Here is a 16,609-nt window from a genome sequence, read left to right as displayed (position 1 = left end):
TAAGGAAGTCGAACGCCCCTCGGGAGGGGCCTGGGATGGGCGTTCGACACATCAAGATAGGGATGACATTTTATGTTCACATCTTTCCGGGGCGTGCTCGACAGTCTCACCAGCATCTTCTTTAGTAAAGCACTGTTTTTATTCATTTCGATATTCTTATCCGCTTGGCTGGTCGGGTGTTCCACTATCCCGAGGGCGGATTTCGAGGCGGATAAGATTGGCAATGTCGGAGTGGTCTCTCTGATAGGTGACAAAGCCGTACTGTGTTACCGGGGAGCGACGATGTTTGGTAACAAATCCTGGGTTCTCGATATGGCGCCATTCGATCCGGATGAAATGCTACAACGACAGGTTGAAACTGTTTTATCCCGTGATTTCGGATATCAGGTCGTTCATGTGGATTACAACCAGGAGGAATGGTGGGGCGACGAGGGCGCTGTTACAGAGTCACTTTGTCAGCGCTATGGAGAGCGACGGAATAAGATTTATATCGAGAAAGCAGCGGACCTTGGCGTGCGGTTGGGGTTGGATGCGGTCTTTGTCATTCTTCCTTTGCAGCTTTATACCCACTACACCGTTGAGCCCCATGGTCTTTTGGTCTACTCGTTTGGATTCAATGAACAGGTTACACGGACATGGGCCGGGATATCAGCGTATATCGATCTGGTGAGTGTCAAGGACCGGAAGTCGGTGGTGACCGCCCTGCTCGAGAACGAACAGCGATCGTTGAATTCCTTCTCCTCAAGACCTTTGGTGCGTTTGATGGATAACCCTTTACGAGAGGTTGCTTTGAAGGGGCCGAGTGACTCTGATCGTGAAAAATTGGAGGAGGCGTTCGGGCGTGCTGTTGATGACAGCCATATACAGCACGCCGTCCGTTATATGTTCCGTCCTCCGTACAGTGCAAGAAACGAATCTGACCAGTTGGAGTTGGCTCCATCCGGCCAGGCAGAATCGGGCAAGTGATCTGGAGCCTTGGGTATTCGCGAAACGGCCTCTGCCACCGATAATAGTCAGCCATAAAGGACACAACGCGACAGGAGGAACCGACATGCTCGATACCCGTGCTTTGCAGCGTTCGACACGAACCACCAATCCGGCGATCCAACGTTTCCTGGCGCTCACCGCCTGCTATTTGCGTACCCCGCTGGCGCAGTGATCTTCACGCGATGCCGCGCTTCCGACTGATTTACTGCCAACAGACCCGTTAGTGGTCTCTCGTTAAATCGGCGGTGCTGGTCCACCGCTCCGGTTTCTTACCCCCAAGAGGTCAGGGACGACCTTCTTTTTTTTCCGTTTCGTTTGATGGCGATTTGCCATCGGATTCCCTATCATCGGCGCGCTCTGCCTTGATGGATTCCCCCGATGATCGTTCGTGACCGTCCCAATCCCATTGCGCTGTTGTTCGCCCTGCGTGGCTCGGTGGTGCCGGATATCCTGCCGCACATCCTGCTGGTGGCGTTGTTTGCCTCCGCGATGACCCTGGTGAGTCAGTATCACGTGCTGGATGTCAGCCATTACACGGTGATGCCGGTGACATTGCTGGGGATCGTGCTGTCGATCCTGCTCAGCTTCCGCAACAACGCCGCCTATGACCGTTGGTGGGAAGCGCGAAAGCAGTGGGGCCAGATGGTGTATGAGATCCGCAGCCTGGCCAGGACCAGCGCAACCTTACTTGGTAATAAAGAGCTTGGTAATGAAGAGCCGGACCGTCGGGAACTGCTGGGGCTGGTTCTGGCGTATGCCCATGCCCTGCGCGGGCAGTTGCGTGATGAGGATGTACGCGAGGACCTGTTGAAAGTGCAGTCGCCGGCGGTGGTGGAGCAGGCCCTGGACCATCACAACGGTGCCGACTGGTTTCTACGTCGGGCCGGCGATTGGGTGGGGGAACGCTATCGGGAAGGGCGTCTGGACAGCATCGGCGTGAGCCTGCTGGACCAGAGGTTGACTGCTTTGGCCGGTGTGCAGGCCGCCAGTGAGCGTATCGCGCAGACCCCGTTGCCGTTTGCCTACGCGCTGTTGGCCCATCGTACCGCCTATGTGTACTGCTATTTGTTGCCGTTTGTGTTGATCGGCTCGTTGGGCTGGGGCACGCCTTTGTTCGTGGCGGTGGTGGCCTACACCTTCTTCGGGCTGGATCGACTGGCGGAACATCTGGAGATGCCATTCGGCCGCGAAGCCAATGATCTGCCACTGGACACCATCTGCCGGATCCATGAAATCTCCGTGGCCGAAGCCCTGGGCGATCCGGCGCCGGAACCGCTGCCGGTGGTCAACCACCAGTTGCAGTAAACGGGGGCGACGGCTTGCCCGGCGGCGCCCGCTGGCTCAACATGACGGCTTCCCGCTGTGGAGACGGTTGATGCAAGACGCCTACTTCTATGAGCCCGCCAAGGGTCACGGTTTGCCCCACGATCCGTTCAATGCGCTGGTGGCGCCGCGCCCGATCGGCTGGATCGGCTCCCGCGGTGCCGAGGGTGTCCTCAACCTCGCGCCCTACAGCTTCTTCAATGCCTTCAATTACCATCCGCCGATCATTGGCTTTTCCAGCATCACTTATAAGGATAGCGTGCGGAATATCGAAGCCACCAAGGAGTTCACCTGGAACCTGGCCACCCGCCCGCTGGCGGAAGCAATGAACCAAAGCTGCAAGGCGGTCCCGCCGGAAGTGAATGAGTTCGAACTGGCGGGACTGACCGCCGAGCCGTCGCGGTTGGTGTCAGTGCCGAGAGTGGCGGAAACTCCGGTCTCCTTCGAGTGCCGGCTCAGCCAGATTCTGCGTCTGAACACCGCCGCCGGTGAAGCGGTGGATACCTGGGTGGTGTTCGGGGAAGTGGTGGGCGTGCACATCGCCACTCATTTGCTCAAGGACGGCATCTACGACACCGCCGCCGCCGAGCCGATCCTTCGTGCCGGCGGCCCGGCCGGATACTTCTCCGTGGATCCCTCCCAGTATTTCGAGATGTACCGGCCCCGCTGATCCGCGCCGAAGGCCGGTGCTTCATGAGTTCCGCGAACCACGGCGCCGCCATGGGAAGCGAGCTTGCTCGCGAATCGGCGTGTTGGTGTGCCGGTATGCAGAGTGATGTAGGCATTCCAGCTCCTTGTGGGACACCAATGACCTCAGTCATTTTTCTCCTGGCGCTTGGCTACCTGATGAGCGTCCTCGGTCAAGCCGATCTGCCAGTAACCGCTGGCGTACAAGCGGCGCCGGTCCACCTGGCGCTCCTGGACCAGATAACGGCGAATGGCGCGCACCGCGCCGCTTTCCCCCGCCGCCCATACCGCCGGGGATCCCTCCAGCCAGGGTAGGGACAGGACCTTGTCCACCAGCCCCAGGGCAGGTTGCTCCGGGTAGGGATTGATCCGCCAATGCACCTCCAGGCCGGAAGGGAAAGGCAATGGCTGCTGATCCTCGGGGGAGAGAATATCCAGTACCGCGTAGCCCCGGGCACTGGCCGGCAAGCGTTCGATATTGGCGCTGATCGCCGGTAACGCCGACATGTCACCGGCGAACAGAAACCAGTCGGCGTCGAAGTCAACGAACTTCGGAGCCCCCGGTCCGGCAAAGCCGATACGATCTCCCGGGCGGGCCTGGTCCGCCCAATGGGACGCGGGGCCATGGTCGGCGTGCATCATGAAGTCGACGAAAATCTCACCATGGTTTTTGTCGAAGTGACGCAGCGTATAGGTACGTACCACCGGTCGCTGCTCCGGTGGCGTATCGCCGTAAGGCGGCAAGGCGATGTCGGTTTGCCCTTCGCGGGGAACCAGTAGTTTGAAATTGGCGCTTTCATGATTCTCGGGAAAGTCACTGAGATCGCCGCCGCCCAGAACCACCCGCTTCATATTGGGGGTGAGGTTCTCGGTGCGCAGGACTTCCAGAATCCGGGGAGCGGGCCTTGGCATGGTCGGTCTCTCTGCTAGAAGAAGGTTGTGGTGTCGAAGTATTTGGTGGACAATATCAACCATATTTCCATCAATTGACAAAGTCAACAGTGATGTCAAAAGAATCTGATATCCGTAATGCGATCTGGCAACTGGCGTTTCAGTTCAAGGTCAGCAGTAAAAAGGCGATCCGCCAGTACGGTCTGCCATTGAACGGCATGCATGTGCGCATCCTGCATATGATCGGCGCCACCCCGGCGTGCACCGCCCACCGCATCGTGCAGGCATCCGGGCGCGACAAGGCGCAGATCACCCGTCTGTTGAAAGAGCTGGAAGGTATGTCGCTGATCCAACGCGCGCCGAATCCCGATGATAAGCGCAGTCAGATTGTCTCTCTGAGTGGGAAGGGTGAGGCTTTGATGGCCCGCGCCCGGGAGGCGGAACAGGATGTGGTGACGCGATTGTTGAAGGGAATGAAGAAAGACGAGATCGATACCTTTGTCGGCCTCGCCGGGCGCATGCTGGACAATCTGCGCGAGGAATAGAAAGGGGAGCTCCGGCGGGGACGCGGATCTGTACGAGGGCCTTCCGGGATCGCCGTGAATACGTCCATGTAGGCTCTCTGTTTGACGTCCCTGTCAAACAGAGTCCCGGAAGGCCCTCGTACAGATCCGCTTGGAGCGAACTCCCGTGTTCCGTGCTCCAGCAACGACGAACCTTCAAGAAAGGAGAACTCTCTCCATCCCTTTATAGGGGCTTGGTAGCGGTGGGAAAGACTCCTTTGCTCGTCAGTTACCTCGAAGCGGATCGGCGTTACGCTTTGCGGGACCCTGTCAAACAGGGACGTTCGACCGGGAGCCTACATGGACGTATTCACGGCGTTCCCGCAAAGGCGTAACGCTGATCCGGGGCCCCGATGGAGAGAAATTCCGTTCCCCTATAAACCGAAGACCCGTCACACGATCCGTGGCGGCGCATCGCCGTGCTGGATGCCGTATTTGCGAATCAGCGCATCGCGTTTGTCCGGATCGAAATTGATATTGCGGGCGTCGTAGCCGGCGTGTTCCAGCAGACGCTTGTCCATGAGCCGGTACCACAACGGCGGGATATAGCTGACCAGGAACATACCGAAATAGCCGTTGGGCAGGCTGGGCACGTCATCGAAATGCCGCAGGCTCTGGTAGCGCCGGGTGGGATGGGCGTGGTGATCGGAATGCCGCTGCAGGTGAAAAGTGGCCCAGTTGGAGAACATGTGGTTGCTGTTCCAACTGTGATACGGCTGGGTGCGCTCGTAGCGACCGGTCTTGGTTTTATGCCGCAGCAGGCCGTAGTGCTCGATATAGTTGGCGGAGGTCAACTGGAAGGCCCCCCAGAAAGCGGTGCCGAGGATATACGGCAGAATGCCGATGCCGAACAGCGCCAGCGTGGTGCCCCAGGCGACGGCGGTGATGATCGCCGGCTGAATGATCTCGTTGTCCAGGGACCACACCGATTTTCCCCGTGATTCCAGGCGTTCCCGCTCCAGCTTCCAGGCTCGGCGGGCGGCGCCTGGGATCTCCCGTAGTACGAATTTCCAGATGCTTTCGCCCATGCGCGAGGATGCCGGGTCCTCCGGCGTGGCCACGTCCCGGTGGTGGCCCTTATTGTGCTCAATGAAAAAGTGACCGTAGGCGCAGGGCGCCAGCACGAACTTGGCCAGCCAGCGTTCACCCTTGCCTTTCTTGTGGCCCAGTTCATGGCCCAGGTTGATGCCGACGCCGCAGGTGCCACCGAGCAGCAGAATCATCGCCAGCAGACCGTGCCAGGGCAGGTCCTGGGTACCGACGAACCAGGCGCCGAAAAACCAGGCGCCCCAGATCACCGGCACGAGGGCGTAGGTGACCCAGCGGTAATAGGGATCCTCTTCCAATTGCGGTACTACCTCTTCCGGCGGGTTGCTGCGGTCCTCGCCGATCAGCATGTCCAGCACCGGCACCGCCAGGTAATAGAACACCAGCGGGATCCACAGCATCAGGGCATTGCCGTTGGCCAGGTACAGCAGAGGCCCGATAAACACGATGGCGGGCACGAAGATGGATGAAAACCACAAATGGCGCTTGCGGTCCCGATAGACCACGCCGGACGGGCCGGTGAACTCACCTGCCTTGCTCATACCGCAATCCTCTTTTTGTTATCCGATCACCGGATGGTGCGCCCAAGGCGGTTTGTGCGGCACCGCCAGGAGTGGCAGAAAATCGTCATAAAGTGACAAGTGAGCGGGCGCGCCGGCAGGGTAAGCTGGGGATCATCCGCTTATGGCGGCGAGGGAGAAACCAATGAGCATCCAGGTGGCCGCCCGGCTCAGACCGGCGATTCATCCGACTTACCCGAGACTGCTGTGCGCCCATTTGCACTCCAGGGGCTTTGATAACGCCACCATCTTCGAGGGTACCCGGCTGCATTGGGAGCAACTTTTGGGCGAGCATCGCTACCTGAGTCTGGAGCAGATGTCCCGCCTGATCCGGCGCTCCATGGAGCTGACCGGCGAGCCCTGGTTGGGGCTGGATATCGGCGGTGTCACCTCGGTATCCGCCCATGGTCCACTGGGCTTCGCGGTGGTATCGGCGCCGGATCTGGGCGCGGTGTTGCGGGTGGTTTCCCGTTTCGTCGGCGTCCGTTTCCAGCCGGTAACGGTGCAGTTGCGCGAGGAACCGGAACGCATGGTGCTGACCATGGAGGAAAAAGAAAACCTGGAAGAGGTCCGGGAGTACGTCAATGGGGCGGTGCTGGCCACCTTCTTTCACCTGGTCGACACCGTGACCTCCCGGCGCCTGCGGGATCTGGTGGTGGCGATGCCGATTCCGGAGCCGGAATGGGCGGCGGTCTACACCGAAAAACTGGGCTGTCCGGTTCGCTTCGGGGCTTCGGCATTGACTATCGAAGTGCCCGCCGCGCTGCTGGACACCCCCTGCCTGACCGCGGATCCCGGTCTGCACCGCACCGCGCTGCGGGATTGCGAGCATCAACTGCGGCAACTCCAGGGCGGGGGGCCGTTGAGCCAGCGCATCGGCGTGCAACTGCTGGGATGTGAGGGGCACTACCCGAGTCTGGATGAGATGGCGGCACGCCACGCCATGTCCCGCCGCACCCTGATCCGTAAATTGAAAGAGGAAGGTTCCAGCTATCAGGAACTGCTGGATGAGGTGCGCCGGGAGCTGGCCGCCTGGTATCTGCTGGAAACCACGCAACCGGTGGAACGCATCGCCGAGAAGCTGGGGTACCAGGACCCGTCCAATTTCAGCCGCACCTTTCAGCGCTGGTTCGGCACCACGCCGTTGCGGATGCGCAGGGGGCAATAGCGCTATTCCCCGTGGGAAGCGGCTTCAGCCGCGAACAGCCTGCTCGCGCGCCAGCAGGTTCAGATGATGCTCGATCTCGAAGATGTGTTCGTCCTGCTCGCCCAGCTCGCGCAACGCCTCGGCCAGGTTCAGCAAATAGTCCCGGTTGGCGCCGCTGGGGCCGTGGCTGCGGTGGATGTGGGCGGCGACGTCCGCCACCGGCGCCGGGCCGAGAAAGGCGGCGTTGTCGGCGGTGGCGATATAGACCAGTCCGTCCTCCTGGCCGCCGTCCTCGAACGTCATCGGCGTGGAGAAACGCAGGTAGCCGTTTTTCTCACGCACATCCAGTTGCCCGAACACCGCCGGGCTGACGCGATAGGCCATGCCGGCGCAGCGCACGCCCGGCGCTTCTATCAGTGTCACCACCCGGCCAGGGTTTTCCGGCGTGCCGCGATGATCGTGGGAGCCCTGCCAGAAGCGCCGGGCCCAGCCCTGAATCGACGCCGGGCGCCGCTCCCGGAACGGAAAATCCACCTTGAAAATCAACGAGCCGTAACCGAACAGCCACACCGACTCCCGGTCCTGGAACAGGCTCCGCTCGCGGTTGATCGCGGTGGTATCGATCATGCCCGGGTGTCCTCCGCCCGGCGCTGACGCTCCGTCAGCGCGGCATCGCCATTGTCCTGATCCGGCCAGCCGCCCAGGTGGTCGTGTACCAGCGCCACCAGGGCATCCAGATGGGCCGGGCAGTCGTTCAGCGCCGGGATGTAATCGAACCGCTCGCCGCCGGCTTCCATGAAGTAACCGCGATTCTCCACGTCGATCTCTTCCAGCGTTTCCAGGCAGTCGGCGGAAAAGCCGGGGCAGAACACCTGCACGCTTTTCACCCCCTCGCCGGGCAGCGCCTTGAGCGTGGCGTCGGTGTAGGGTTGCAGCCATTCCTCGCGGCCGAAGCGGGACTGGAACGTGACCTGCCATTGGCTCTCGTTGAGACCCAGCCGCTCCGCCAGCAGGCGGCTGGTCTTATGGCATTCGCAAAAGTACGGGTCGCCTTCGGTGAGGTAGCGTTTGGGTACGCCGTGGTAGGAGAACAGCAGTTTCTCCGCCCGGCCATGCTGTGCCCAATGGCTGTGAATATGCTCCGCCATGGCATCCAGGTAGGGTGCGTAATCATGGTAATGACTGATGAAACGCAGATCCGGCAACCAACGCCGGGCGGCGAAATCCCGCGCCACGGCGTCGAACGTGGAGGCCGAGGTGCTGGCGGAATACTGCGGATACAGCGGCAGCACAAGCAGCCGGGTAACGCCTTGCTCGGCCATCCTCTGCAACACCGAAGGAATGGACGGGTTGCCATAGCGCATGGCGAATTCCACCACCAGATCCTCGCCATACTCGGCTTGCAGCCGCTGCCGCAGCCCCTCGCACTGGTTACGGGTATGCACCAGCAGCGGCGAACCCTGCTCCGTCCAGACCCCGCGGTAGGCGTGGGCGGAACGGGGCGGGCGGATCACCAGAATCACCAGATTCAGGATCAACCACCACAACGGGCGCGGCACCTCCACCACCCGGGGGTCGGACAGAAACTCACGCAAATAGCGGCGCAGCGCCGGCGTGGTGGGCGCGTCCGGGGTTCCCAGATTGGTGATCAGTACACCGGTGCGCAACGGCTGTCGGTGGCTGAAATCAGGCTGTCCAGTGAACTTCATAATGGTTCCGATGAGCCAGAGGTTGACCGGCGGCAAGGCACCGGATGTCGATGGCGCCATGATACCGGAACCGGAAGCAGGTAACAGATATGGCCCCGATAGATATGGGCCATCAACTCGGCCCATTGCCGGCAAGTGCGCTATATTACTTGCTGTTGGAATAATCACGGTCGGTTGAAGGCCGCTGTCCCTAAAATTGTGGTGGATCAGGTTGCCTCTTGCCAGGTAAGGCGAGTCGACGGGCAGCGTTCCAGGACACGCTACAAGCACGTCCATGTGGGCTCGGGTTTGGCCTTCCCTGGCCAAACACGGTCCTGGAACGCTGCCCGCCGACTCTCCACGAGCTCTGAAGCCGCCCGCTTCGAATCCCCCCAGGCTACCAAGCCGCTGTGGGAAGCTGCCGGGCGGCGCTCCGCTTTAGCAGCAAATGGCAGCGCGGAACAGTCATACAGAAAGAACCGCGATACGCACGCGGCAATCAATGGGAGCAGTAAATGCGCGACATACGCGAAGAATACCAAGGCAAAGGATTGAGCGAAGCGGACCTGCTCGCCGATCCGGTGGAACAGGTGCGTTTGTGGGTGGAAGAAGCAGTGAACGCCGGCCTCCCGGTGGCCAACGCCATGACCCTGGCCACCGTCAACGCCGAAGGGCAACCCTCCGCCCGAACCGTACTGCTGAAAGGCGTGGAGCAGGGTGGCTTCGTCTTCTTCACCCACTACGACAGCCGCAAGGGCGACGACATCGAAGCCAGCGACAAAGTGGCCTTCGTACTCTACTGGTCACCCATGGATCGCCAGATCACCGTGCAGGGCCGCGCCCGTAAAGTGGATGCCGAGACCTCCCGCGCTTACTTCAAAACCCGCCCCTACGGTAGCCAGATCAGCGCCGTCGCCTCGCCGCAAAGCCGGCCCGTGGACCTGGAAACCCTGGAAGCGGACGTCGCCCAACTGCGCCAGGAATACCCGGAAGGCAGCGACATCCCCATGCCGGAAAACTGGGGTGGCTACCTCATCGTTCCCGAAGAAATCCAATTCTGGCAAGGCCGCCCCAATCGCCTCCACGACCGGGTGCGGTATTTCCAGGAGGAAGGGAAATGGCTGCGGGAGCGGCTGGCGCCTTGAACGGCTTGAAGAGGCGGAACTTTCAAGCGTGTAAGCTGGGTTAAGTCCGAGGTGAGCTGAAGAAGAGGTTGGACTTGATCCCAAGGACCCCCAACGATTGGCGGGTAGAGTCAGGGAGGGTGAATGAGCGATGAAGGCTACTATGATAAGGCACTGGAAATGGAGGTGTACCCCCATCTCAGGGTGGTCCTTGATATGGTCGACACCTCTCTGCCCAGGATAGCTGTTGATGCTGGTTGTGGCGTGGGGCGTGACGCCCTGTTCTTGGTTGAACAGGGTTATGTGGTACATGCTTATGATAAGAGTGATGTGGCCATGGCTCGCTTACGGGAAATGGCAGGAAAGGTTTGCGGCGAGACGCTATTCCCAGAGGTGTCGAGTTTCGAAGCGTTTGACTATCCAAAATCCTCCTTGATCAGCGCTTGTTCCAGCTTGTTTTTCTGTGATCCTGGAGTGTTCCCGTTCGCTTGGGAGAAGATTGCCCGGTCACTGATGAGAGGTGGCATCTTTTGCGGGCATTTCATGGGGCCGAATGATTCCTGGGCGCGGATGGAGCGCGGTGACCTGACTATTTTCGACAGAGCCGAATTGGGTCGGCTCTTTGATCGCGATTTCCATGTCATCGACATCCATGAAAATGACGCTGCAGGTGTGACCCTGCTTGGTGCTAAAAAGCATTGGCACACCTACTCCGTTGTTGCCCGAAAGAATACTTAACATCTTCTGTTAGTCGGTGTAGATATTGAAGGCTTGGGTCCGCATGGCCGCGGCCATGCCTTTCTGCGTGATCGGGGTCAAATCTTGCCATTGGCCCTTGTGAGACGGTTCCTTTTAGGGGGGGAAGGCAAGATTTGACTCTCCGGCTGCTCCGTTGTCTTGTCGATCGATTAGTTGTTATTTTCTATGATTTGGAGAGTCAGGTGTTTAGGTTACTGTTCGTGTTGATTATAAATTTCACGATTTCCGGTTGTTCCATGACTTACTCAATGCAAGAGGCTCGCTCGCTCTCTGATGATGAGGTGGCGATTCTTATCATTGAAACACCCTTTATGAACCCCTATGTTTATGTTTCCGCCATTGATGGGGTAAGCAGGGGGTACGGAGAGTATAACACCTTCCGGCTTGTGCCCGGAGAGCGGCATATTACGCTAGTCGGTAATTCTCATTCAGGGTTTTATGAGGACCCCAAAGTCGTCGTTTTCGAAGCGAGGTCCGGACGCTATTATAAAATCATCCTTACTGAGATTAGCTATAGGCCATACTGGACGGCTGGCATTGCCGATTCGTCAACTGGGGAGCGGGTCGAGATCAGGGTATACTCTCCTGAATGTGATATGCATCCCTGGCGTGGTAGACGGTGTTATATTGAGCAGGGTGTCGAAGACGTGCACGCACCGAGTGATCTTTTGAATCAGTCAGATGAATAAGCTGACTTCTGAACCTGAATCCGGCATGGCGTGCATGCGCGTATGGGAGCACGGGCTGATTGGGGGCAGGTTTTGCCTTTTGACTTTGTGAGACGGTTCCTCCTAAGGGTAGAAAAAGGCAAGACTTGACCCCAATAGTCCCGTGAGTTGGGCTATTAACGATCACGGAGAGTGATTGGGAGCAGGTCTTGTTAATTACCTTTATGAAGACGTTCTGCCTAGCATTAGAAAAAAGCAGAAGCCAGCCACCGGGGGTGGGTTTGAGGTGATTCTGTAACCATCAATTTAGAAGGAAAAATCCATGTCGCTAACGAGATTGCTCGTCCCGACTTATACTCAGATGCTTGGGATGCTCTCGGGTTGGTTAAAGAAGGCACAGGCGCAAGTGGGGGAAGAAGATGCGGAAGCGCTGTTATCCGCGCGTCTCGCGCCAGACATGTTTCCTCTGTCGACACAGGTCCGGTTTGTTTGTGTGCAGGCTCGAGAAGCTGTCTTTCGGCTTAAAGGAGAAGCTTTTCCAGAATCTATCGAGGAACTGCTCGAAGAAGGACAGAATGCAGGCGACCGGCCAGGTTCGCTCCGGGATGCCCAAGCCCGGATCGATGAAACTATTGCGTTATTGGATGGTCTGGCTCCCGACGCCTTGGATATGGGCACGGAGAATCTCATTGTGCACGAACTTCCGAACGGAATGATTCTCGATCTGACCGCCGAGCAATATGCTCGAGACTGGGCTCTGGCCCAATTTTATTTCCATCTCATGACCGCTTACTCAATATTGCGCCGCGAAAAGGTCGAACTTGGAAAGGCTGATTACGTGGCGCACATGCTCCCATATATTCGTCCGGAAACGATACCTAAAGGTTGATGGCTGATTGAAGGCAGGCTTCGCCTTTATCTTTTCCACGATGGTTTCTCCAAGGTTATCAAAAGATGGTTTTATTCGGACGCGCTGCTTCGCTGCGCGCCAGCGCATTGAAACGTTGGGATCGGTGCGCACGTATGGATAGCCAGAGTGGTTTGGAATGAAAGTGATCGATCTGGACACGGAGACAGGCAACCAGCTTCTGGAAGCGCTGATGAGTGAGGGCTGGAAAAAGGTCAAGGAGTACCCGTCTCTGGCTTTTGATAAGGGAATCGATTTCGACAGTTTTACCCTCAGGAAAGACGGCTTGGAGCTGGTGCTTGAGTGGACCAATTGGGCCGAGTGGGAGATCCGTGGGGACGACGCGGCGCTTGAGGCGTTGGCTGATCGATATGCCTTGAAGGTCAGGGAGGAGCGCGGTACGGGAGGCGATTCGTGACCCTTCCCGGTTTTGGCTATGATGGTGCTTTTCCCGAACAGTGAGGTCCATTGTCATGCCGCAAGTTTCCTCAAGCGCAAAGGGGCGCTGCCGTTGCGGACGGGTTGAATTCGAAGTCCATTCCAAGCCCATGGTCACCATGGCTTGCCATTGCTCCGGGTGTCAGCGTATGTCGTCCAGTGCGTTCAGTCTGAGCGCGCTTTTTCCCGGCGAGGCATTCACTGTCACTCGGGGGGAGCCAGTGATCGGCGGGCTTCGCGGTGCCACGCGGCATTTCTTCTGCGATTATTGCATGAGCTGGTTGTTTACCCGCCCGGAGGGTGAGGTCGATTTGGTCAATGTACGTTCCTCCATGTTTGAGAATCTCGCCGACTATCGTCCATTTATCGAGACATTCACCAAGGCGAAGCTGGAGTGGGCGAGCACCGGGGCGGTCCACGGTTTTGATGAGTTCCCGCCCCAGGAGCAGTTTCCGTCGTTGCTTCAGCAATACGCGGACTCCGTGGAGTGATGATGGGCTCCTCGGTCAAACGCGGTAATACCGTTCCTGTTCCCTGAGGCCGCCGCTGCTAAGGTGGCATCCCGTTACCGCAAATGGGCCGCATGTATCCGGGCGTGCTCCTGAGTAATCCGACATGAGAAACATCGAGTTCGTTGGTCTTGACCAGGTTGATCCTGAAGCCCTTCTGGCATTGATGAACGAAGCGTCACTGAGAACGCATCTGGTCGACCATGACTACTTCGATTCCACTGGCGTTCGAGCCTGGGTAAAGGAAAAGGAAGCGCTGGATGCGTTGCCCGGTTGCCGGGTTCGTGGAATCCATGTGGACGGCAGGCTGGCGGGATGGTGTGGGATTCAACCGGATGAGGCAGGTTTCGAACTGGCTATCGTGCTTTCCCGGGCGTTTTGGGGAATTGGCCTCTCCGTATTCAGAAGCCTGATGAGCTGGGCCAGCGAGTTCGGTCATGAACAGGTCCTGTTTCACCTCCTCGGAAGCCGACCGCAATACCGGGCCCTGGAGAAAATGGCTGACAAGGTGCACAACAGCGAGCTGCTGGGCCGGCGTTTCACGACCTATCACCTGACCGTGGAGCAGCATGTTCAGTGATGCCCATCGGCGGGGGGAGGCAGTAGACCTCTTCTCTTTAGCCGGCCTGTATCAGATCTGAGAAAAGTGATTCGGGTCAGGTCTTGCCATTTGCCTTTGTTAGACGACTTCTCCTAAAGGGGAGAGAAAGGGCGGGCTGGAACTGGTGCTTGAGTGGGGCAACTGGTTCGGGCGGGAGATTCGTGGGGACGGCGCGGCGCTTGACGCGTTGGCCGATCGGTATGCTCTGAAGATCAGAGATGAAGAATGAACCGGGATGGATGAAGGACAATGGCGTTCGTGTTGACGTACGTCCGCAAAGGCGTACAATTGGACGAATATTGAACACTCTGGAGGTGCGTCATGACGGGTATTACCGCCACCGAGGCGCGCAGCAATCTTTACCGTTTGATTGATGAAACCGCCGAGTCCCATCAGCCGATCGTTATCCTGGGTAAGCGGAACAGGGCGGTTCTGGTGTCCGAAGAGGATTGGGCCGCGATTCAGGAGACCCTTTACCTGCTCTCGGTCCCCGGGATGAGGGAATCAATCCGCGAGGGAATGGATATCCCCGTGGATGAGTGCGATGAGGAGTTGGATTGGTGACATGGAAGTTGGTTTACACCCGGCACGCGCAGAAAGACGCAAGGAAGCTGGCCTCCAACGGTCTGAAGCCGAAAGCTCAGGAGTTGCTGACGCTGCTCGCGGAAGATCCGTATCGGAAGCCGCCCCCGTTTGAGAAACTGGTTGGTGATCTGGCAGGGGCTTATTCCCGCCGTATCAATATTCAGCACCGGTTGGTGTATCAGGTGCTGGAGGGTGAGCGGGTGGTGAAGGTGCTTCGGCTTTGGAGTCACTACGAATAGCACCTATCCCCAGGGGCGTCAGACGGTCAAGTATTCTTTCACCAACGTATCGTAATGCCATTCGGCTCTTGCCTTTTATCTGTTGTAGGCTGGCGGTGAGTCGAGGTGAAAATCGGCTAGACCCCAAAGGCCTGCGCACAGAGGCTCCATGACCAGTACTTACGAGATCAGGTCAATTCGCAGGGCGGATCTCACCTTGCTTCATTCGTGGCGCACCAGACCCCACGTTCGCCGTTGGTGGGGCGAGCCTGGTGTGGAGCCGGATATCGAGAAGTTTGATGATCCGGGTATCGCTCTTTGGATTGCCAGTCATGCCGGTTACCCGTTCGCTTTCCTGCAGGACTACGAGATCCACGCATGGCCGGACCATCACTTTCACTATCTGCCGTCAGGCTCGCGTGGCATCGACATGTATATCGGTGAGGCGCACATGCTCGGGGCTGGCCACGGGACGGCTCTGCTGCGCCAGCATGTGGATTATCTTTTCAGGCAGGGCGCACCGGCGGTGGGCATCGATCCGCACCCTGACAACATCGTGGCCATCCGGTGTTTTGAGAAAGCGGGGTTCGCCATAGCCCGGGAGAGGGTTGAAACCGATTGGGGGCCGGCGGCGTTGATGGATCGACGTAATATGGCTCTGATGGCACCCGGAAAACGCAGCTGAGCGCGTTTCAGAATGACCGCCGAGGTCAGTTTGACGGTCAGCGCCGTGGAAGAGGGGCCGTGTCCAACGCCATGCTTTTCGCATTTCCCTCTTACAAGCCGTACTTAAAAGGAGTTCAAGTGATCACCTGCTATCTCAACTATGTCATCGATCCCTACAAGGTCGCTGAGTTTGAGCGTTATTCGAAGATGTGGATACCGCTGGTCCGGAAGCTGGGTGGTCAGCATCACGGCTATTTTTTTGCGTCCGAGGGCGCCAATAACATCGCCATCGCTTTGTTTTCCTTTCCATCGCTGGCGAAGTACGAAGAGTACAGAAAGGCGTCTTTCAAGGATGCGGAGTGTCAGGCCGCGTTCAGGTATGCGGAGGAAACCCGCTGCGTAGTGAGCTGCGAGCGCAGCTTTATGAGACCGGTCTTTGAGTAGACTGACGCTGGTGTTCCGATAAGCCGGCTGGCTGGAGGGCCGGCGATGAAGGGCGCCGAATTGTGGCACCCCCAAAGCAGGACAACATTGGTGATCCGGCCTCAGACGGTCAGATACTTCTTAACCAACGCGTCATCCAATTCCCCGACGGCGCCTTCCGCCACGTTACGGCCACGATCGAGAATGGTGAAGCGGTCGGCGGTGGCGCGGGCGAAGTGGAGTTTTTGTTCCACCAGCAGCACGGTGAGGCCTTCTTCCCGGTTCAGGGTTTTGATGACGCGGCCGATCATGTCGACGATGTTGGGCTGAATGCCTTCCGTGGGTTCGTCCAGAATCAGCAGTTTCGGGTCCAGAGCCAGGGCGCGGCCGATGGCCAGTTGCTGTTGTTGGCCGCCGGACAGGTCGCCGCCACGGCGGTGACGCATTTCGTGGAGCACGGGGAACAGTTCATAGATCCGTTCGGGGATCTTGCGTTGGCGATCAGGGCGCGCTTGGAGACCGGTTTCCAGATTCTCTTCCACGGTCAGCAATGGAAAAATCTCCCGGCCCTGGGGGACGTAGCCGATGCCGGCACGGGCGCGGTCCTCGGCGGCTTTCTTGCGCAGGTCCTGATCAAAAAAGCGGATCTCGCCGGATGCCGACGGCAGCAGGCCCATGATGGTTTTCAGCAGCGTGGTCTTGCCGACGCCGTTGCGGCCCATCACGCACAGGCATTCGCCCTGTTGCACGGACAGGTCCAGATCCCAGAGCGTATGGGATTCGCCGTAGTATTGATTGATGCCTTTCAATGACAGCAT

20 protein-coding genes are annotated in these 16,609 nt (G+C 58.5%); 15 read left to right on the top strand and 5 right to left on the bottom strand.

What is annotated here, in order from left to right:
* Positions 1–72: 72 nt before the first annotated feature.
* The 3 genes from A6D6_RS03825 to A6D6_RS03815 all read left to right on the top strand — a co-directional run bounded on the left by A6D6_RS03825 (position 73) and on the right by A6D6_RS03815 (position 2,980).
* Positions 73–966 (top strand): hypothetical protein, encoded by an 894-nt coding sequence (locus A6D6_RS03825; protein ID WP_133491699.1) that lies wholly within the window; start codon positions 73–75, stop codon positions 964–966.
* A gap of 399 nt (positions 967–1,365) precedes the next feature.
* Positions 1,366–2,292, top strand: a complete 927-nt coding sequence (locus A6D6_RS03820) for a bestrophin family protein (protein ID WP_159659983.1) — start codon at positions 1,366–1,368, stop codon at positions 2,290–2,292.
* 70 nt (positions 2,293–2,362) lie between these two features.
* A complete protein-coding gene (locus A6D6_RS03815; protein ID WP_201303695.1) occupies positions 2,363–2,980 on the top strand; it encodes a flavin reductase family protein in 618 nt (205 codons plus the stop codon).
* A gap of 143 nt (positions 2,981–3,123) precedes the next feature.
* Here the strand turns inward: A6D6_RS03815 and A6D6_RS03810 are convergent, their stop codons facing one another.
* Complete coding sequence (locus tag A6D6_RS03810; RefSeq protein ID WP_133491702.1) at positions 3,124–3,909, bottom strand: siderophore-interacting protein; 786 nt, start codon at positions 3,907–3,909, stop codon at positions 3,124–3,126.
* A gap of 92 nt (positions 3,910–4,001) precedes the next feature.
* Between A6D6_RS03810 and A6D6_RS03805 the strand changes: the two genes are divergently transcribed.
* Positions 4,002–4,433, top strand: a complete 432-nt coding sequence (locus A6D6_RS03805) for a MarR family winged helix-turn-helix transcriptional regulator (RefSeq protein ID WP_236563967.1) — start codon at positions 4,002–4,004, stop codon at positions 4,431–4,433.
* A 410-nt stretch (positions 4,434–4,843) separates the two neighbouring features.
* On the opposite strand, the gene A6D6_RS03800 is transcribed toward A6D6_RS03805, so the two are convergent.
* Positions 4,844–6,040: an alkane 1-monooxygenase gene (locus A6D6_RS03800; RefSeq protein ID WP_159659982.1), complete on the bottom strand. Its 1,197-nt coding sequence runs from the start codon at positions 6,038–6,040 to the stop codon at positions 4,844–4,846.
* Between the two features lie 163 nt (positions 6,041–6,203).
* Between A6D6_RS03800 and A6D6_RS03795 the strand changes: the two genes are divergently transcribed.
* The gene (locus A6D6_RS03795) at positions 6,204–7,226 is read left to right on the top strand and encodes an AraC family transcriptional regulator (RefSeq protein ID WP_159659981.1); all 1,023 of its coding nucleotides are present in this window, start codon (positions 6,204–6,206) and stop codon (positions 7,224–7,226) included.
* A 24-nt stretch (positions 7,227–7,250) separates the two neighbouring features.
* On the opposite strand, the gene A6D6_RS03790 is transcribed toward A6D6_RS03795, so the two are convergent.
* Both A6D6_RS03790 and hemH read right to left on the bottom strand, forming a co-directional pair.
* Positions 7,251–7,832: a gamma-glutamylcyclotransferase gene (locus A6D6_RS03790; protein ID WP_159659980.1), complete on the bottom strand. Its 582-nt coding sequence runs from the start codon at positions 7,830–7,832 to the stop codon at positions 7,251–7,253.
* Complete coding sequence (gene hemH / locus A6D6_RS03785) at positions 7,829–8,914, bottom strand: ferrochelatase (protein WP_159659979.1); 1,086 nt, start codon at positions 8,912–8,914, stop codon at positions 7,829–7,831. Before hemH ends, A6D6_RS03790 begins: the two co-directional genes overlap by 4 nt.
* A gap of 494 nt (positions 8,915–9,408) precedes the next feature.
* Between hemH and pdxH the strand changes: the two genes are divergently transcribed.
* From pdxH to A6D6_RS03735, 10 genes are all read left to right on the top strand, one after another.
* Positions 9,409–10,038: a pyridoxamine 5'-phosphate oxidase gene (gene pdxH, locus A6D6_RS03780; RefSeq protein WP_159659978.1), complete on the top strand. Its 630-nt coding sequence runs from the start codon at positions 9,409–9,411 to the stop codon at positions 10,036–10,038.
* Between the two features lie 123 nt (positions 10,039–10,161).
* Positions 10,162–10,755, top strand: coding sequence for a class I SAM-dependent methyltransferase (locus A6D6_RS03775; protein WP_097057516.1), 594 nt, complete (start codon positions 10,162–10,164; stop codon positions 10,753–10,755).
* Between the two features lie 1,011 nt (positions 10,756–11,766).
* Entirely contained in the window at positions 11,767–12,333 is a 567-nt protein-coding gene (locus A6D6_RS03770; RefSeq protein ID WP_159659977.1) for a DUF1993 domain-containing protein, read from the top strand.
* A gap of 157 nt (positions 12,334–12,490) precedes the next feature.
* Positions 12,491–12,769 carry a hypothetical protein gene (locus A6D6_RS03765; protein WP_133491709.1) on the top strand — a complete coding sequence of 93 codons (279 nt, stop codon included), beginning with the start codon at positions 12,491–12,493 and terminating at the stop codon, positions 12,767–12,769.
* 55 nt (positions 12,770–12,824) lie between these two features.
* Entirely contained in the window at positions 12,825–13,280 is a 456-nt protein-coding gene (locus A6D6_RS03760) for a GFA family protein (RefSeq protein WP_159659976.1), read from the top strand.
* 124 nt (positions 13,281–13,404) lie between these two features.
* Positions 13,405–13,878, top strand: a complete 474-nt coding sequence (locus tag A6D6_RS03755) for a GNAT family N-acetyltransferase (RefSeq protein ID WP_159659975.1) — start codon at positions 13,405–13,407, stop codon at positions 13,876–13,878.
* A gap of 342 nt (positions 13,879–14,220) precedes the next feature.
* A complete protein-coding gene (locus A6D6_RS03750; RefSeq protein ID WP_133491712.1) occupies positions 14,221–14,463 on the top strand; it encodes a type II toxin-antitoxin system Phd/YefM family antitoxin in 243 nt (80 codons plus the stop codon).
* On the top strand, positions 14,460–14,723 hold the full coding sequence (locus A6D6_RS03745; protein WP_133491713.1) for a Txe/YoeB family addiction module toxin: 264 nt from the start codon (positions 14,460–14,462) through the stop codon (positions 14,721–14,723). Before A6D6_RS03750 ends, A6D6_RS03745 begins: the two co-directional genes overlap by 4 nt.
* A gap of 148 nt (positions 14,724–14,871) precedes the next feature.
* Positions 14,872–15,387 carry a GNAT family N-acetyltransferase gene (locus tag A6D6_RS03740; protein WP_159659974.1) on the top strand — a complete coding sequence of 172 codons (516 nt, stop codon included), beginning with the start codon at positions 14,872–14,874 and terminating at the stop codon, positions 15,385–15,387.
* Positions 15,388–15,446: 59 nt separating this feature from the next.
* The gene (locus tag A6D6_RS03735; RefSeq protein WP_439647234.1) at positions 15,447–15,812 is read left to right on the top strand and encodes an NIPSNAP family protein; all 366 of its coding nucleotides are present in this window, start codon (positions 15,447–15,449) and stop codon (positions 15,810–15,812) included.
* A 101-nt stretch (positions 15,813–15,913) separates the two neighbouring features.
* Here the strand turns inward: A6D6_RS03735 and urtE are convergent, their stop codons facing one another.
* Complete coding sequence (urtE, locus tag A6D6_RS03730; protein ID WP_159659973.1) at positions 15,914–16,609, bottom strand: urea ABC transporter ATP-binding subunit UrtE; 696 nt, start codon at positions 16,607–16,609, stop codon at positions 15,914–15,916.

The organism is Alcanivorax xiamenensis, assembly GCF_009846745.1.
Taxonomy (GTDB): Bacteria; Pseudomonadota; Gammaproteobacteria; order Pseudomonadales; family Alcanivoracaceae; genus Alloalcanivorax; species Alloalcanivorax xiamenensis.
The sequence above is the reverse complement of the archived record's forward strand: the minus strand, read 5'-3'. Positions and strand labels throughout refer to the sequence as shown.

Bases quoted from the DNA above. Each gene is read 5' to 3' on its own strand.
- A6D6_RS03825 (WP_133491699.1), top strand. From the start codon at position 73: ATGTTCACATCTTTCCGGGGCGTGCTCGACAGTCTCACCAGCATCTTC.
- A6D6_RS03820 (WP_159659983.1), top strand. From the start codon at position 1,366: ATGATCGTTCGTGACCGTCCCAATCCCATTGCGCTGTTGTTCGCCCTG.
- A6D6_RS03815 (WP_201303695.1), top strand. From the start codon at position 2,363: ATGCAAGACGCCTACTTCTATGAGCCCGCCAAGGGTCACGGTTTGCCC.
- A6D6_RS03810 (WP_133491702.1), bottom strand. From the start codon at position 3,909: ATGCCAAGGCCCGCTCCCCGGATTCTGGAAGTCCTGCGCACCGAGAAC.
- A6D6_RS03805 (WP_236563967.1), top strand. From the start codon at position 4,002: ATGTCAAAAGAATCTGATATCCGTAATGCGATCTGGCAACTGGCGTTT.
- A6D6_RS03800 (WP_159659982.1), bottom strand. From the start codon at position 6,040: ATGAGCAAGGCAGGTGAGTTCACCGGCCCGTCCGGCGTGGTCTATCGG.
- A6D6_RS03795 (WP_159659981.1), top strand. From the start codon at position 6,204: ATGAGCATCCAGGTGGCCGCCCGGCTCAGACCGGCGATTCATCCGACT.
- A6D6_RS03790 (WP_159659980.1), bottom strand. From the start codon at position 7,832: ATGATCGATACCACCGCGATCAACCGCGAGCGGAGCCTGTTCCAGGAC.
- hemH (WP_159659979.1), bottom strand. From the start codon at position 8,914: ATGAAGTTCACTGGACAGCCTGATTTCAGCCACCGACAGCCGTTGCGC.
- pdxH (WP_159659978.1), top strand. From the start codon at position 9,409: ATGCGCGACATACGCGAAGAATACCAAGGCAAAGGATTGAGCGAAGCG.
- A6D6_RS03775 (WP_097057516.1), top strand. From the start codon at position 10,162: ATGAGCGATGAAGGCTACTATGATAAGGCACTGGAAATGGAGGTGTAC.
- A6D6_RS03770 (WP_159659977.1), top strand. From the start codon at position 11,767: ATGTCGCTAACGAGATTGCTCGTCCCGACTTATACTCAGATGCTTGGG.
- A6D6_RS03765 (WP_133491709.1), top strand. From the start codon at position 12,491: ATGAAAGTGATCGATCTGGACACGGAGACAGGCAACCAGCTTCTGGAA.
- A6D6_RS03760 (WP_159659976.1), top strand. From the start codon at position 12,825: ATGCCGCAAGTTTCCTCAAGCGCAAAGGGGCGCTGCCGTTGCGGACGG.
- A6D6_RS03755 (WP_159659975.1), top strand. From the start codon at position 13,405: ATGAGAAACATCGAGTTCGTTGGTCTTGACCAGGTTGATCCTGAAGCC.
- A6D6_RS03750 (WP_133491712.1), top strand. From the start codon at position 14,221: ATGACGGGTATTACCGCCACCGAGGCGCGCAGCAATCTTTACCGTTTG.
- A6D6_RS03740 (WP_159659974.1), top strand. From the start codon at position 14,872: ATGACCAGTACTTACGAGATCAGGTCAATTCGCAGGGCGGATCTCACC.
- urtE (WP_159659973.1), bottom strand. From the start codon at position 16,609: ATGCTGTCATTGAAAGGCATCAATCAATACTACGGCGAATCCCATACG.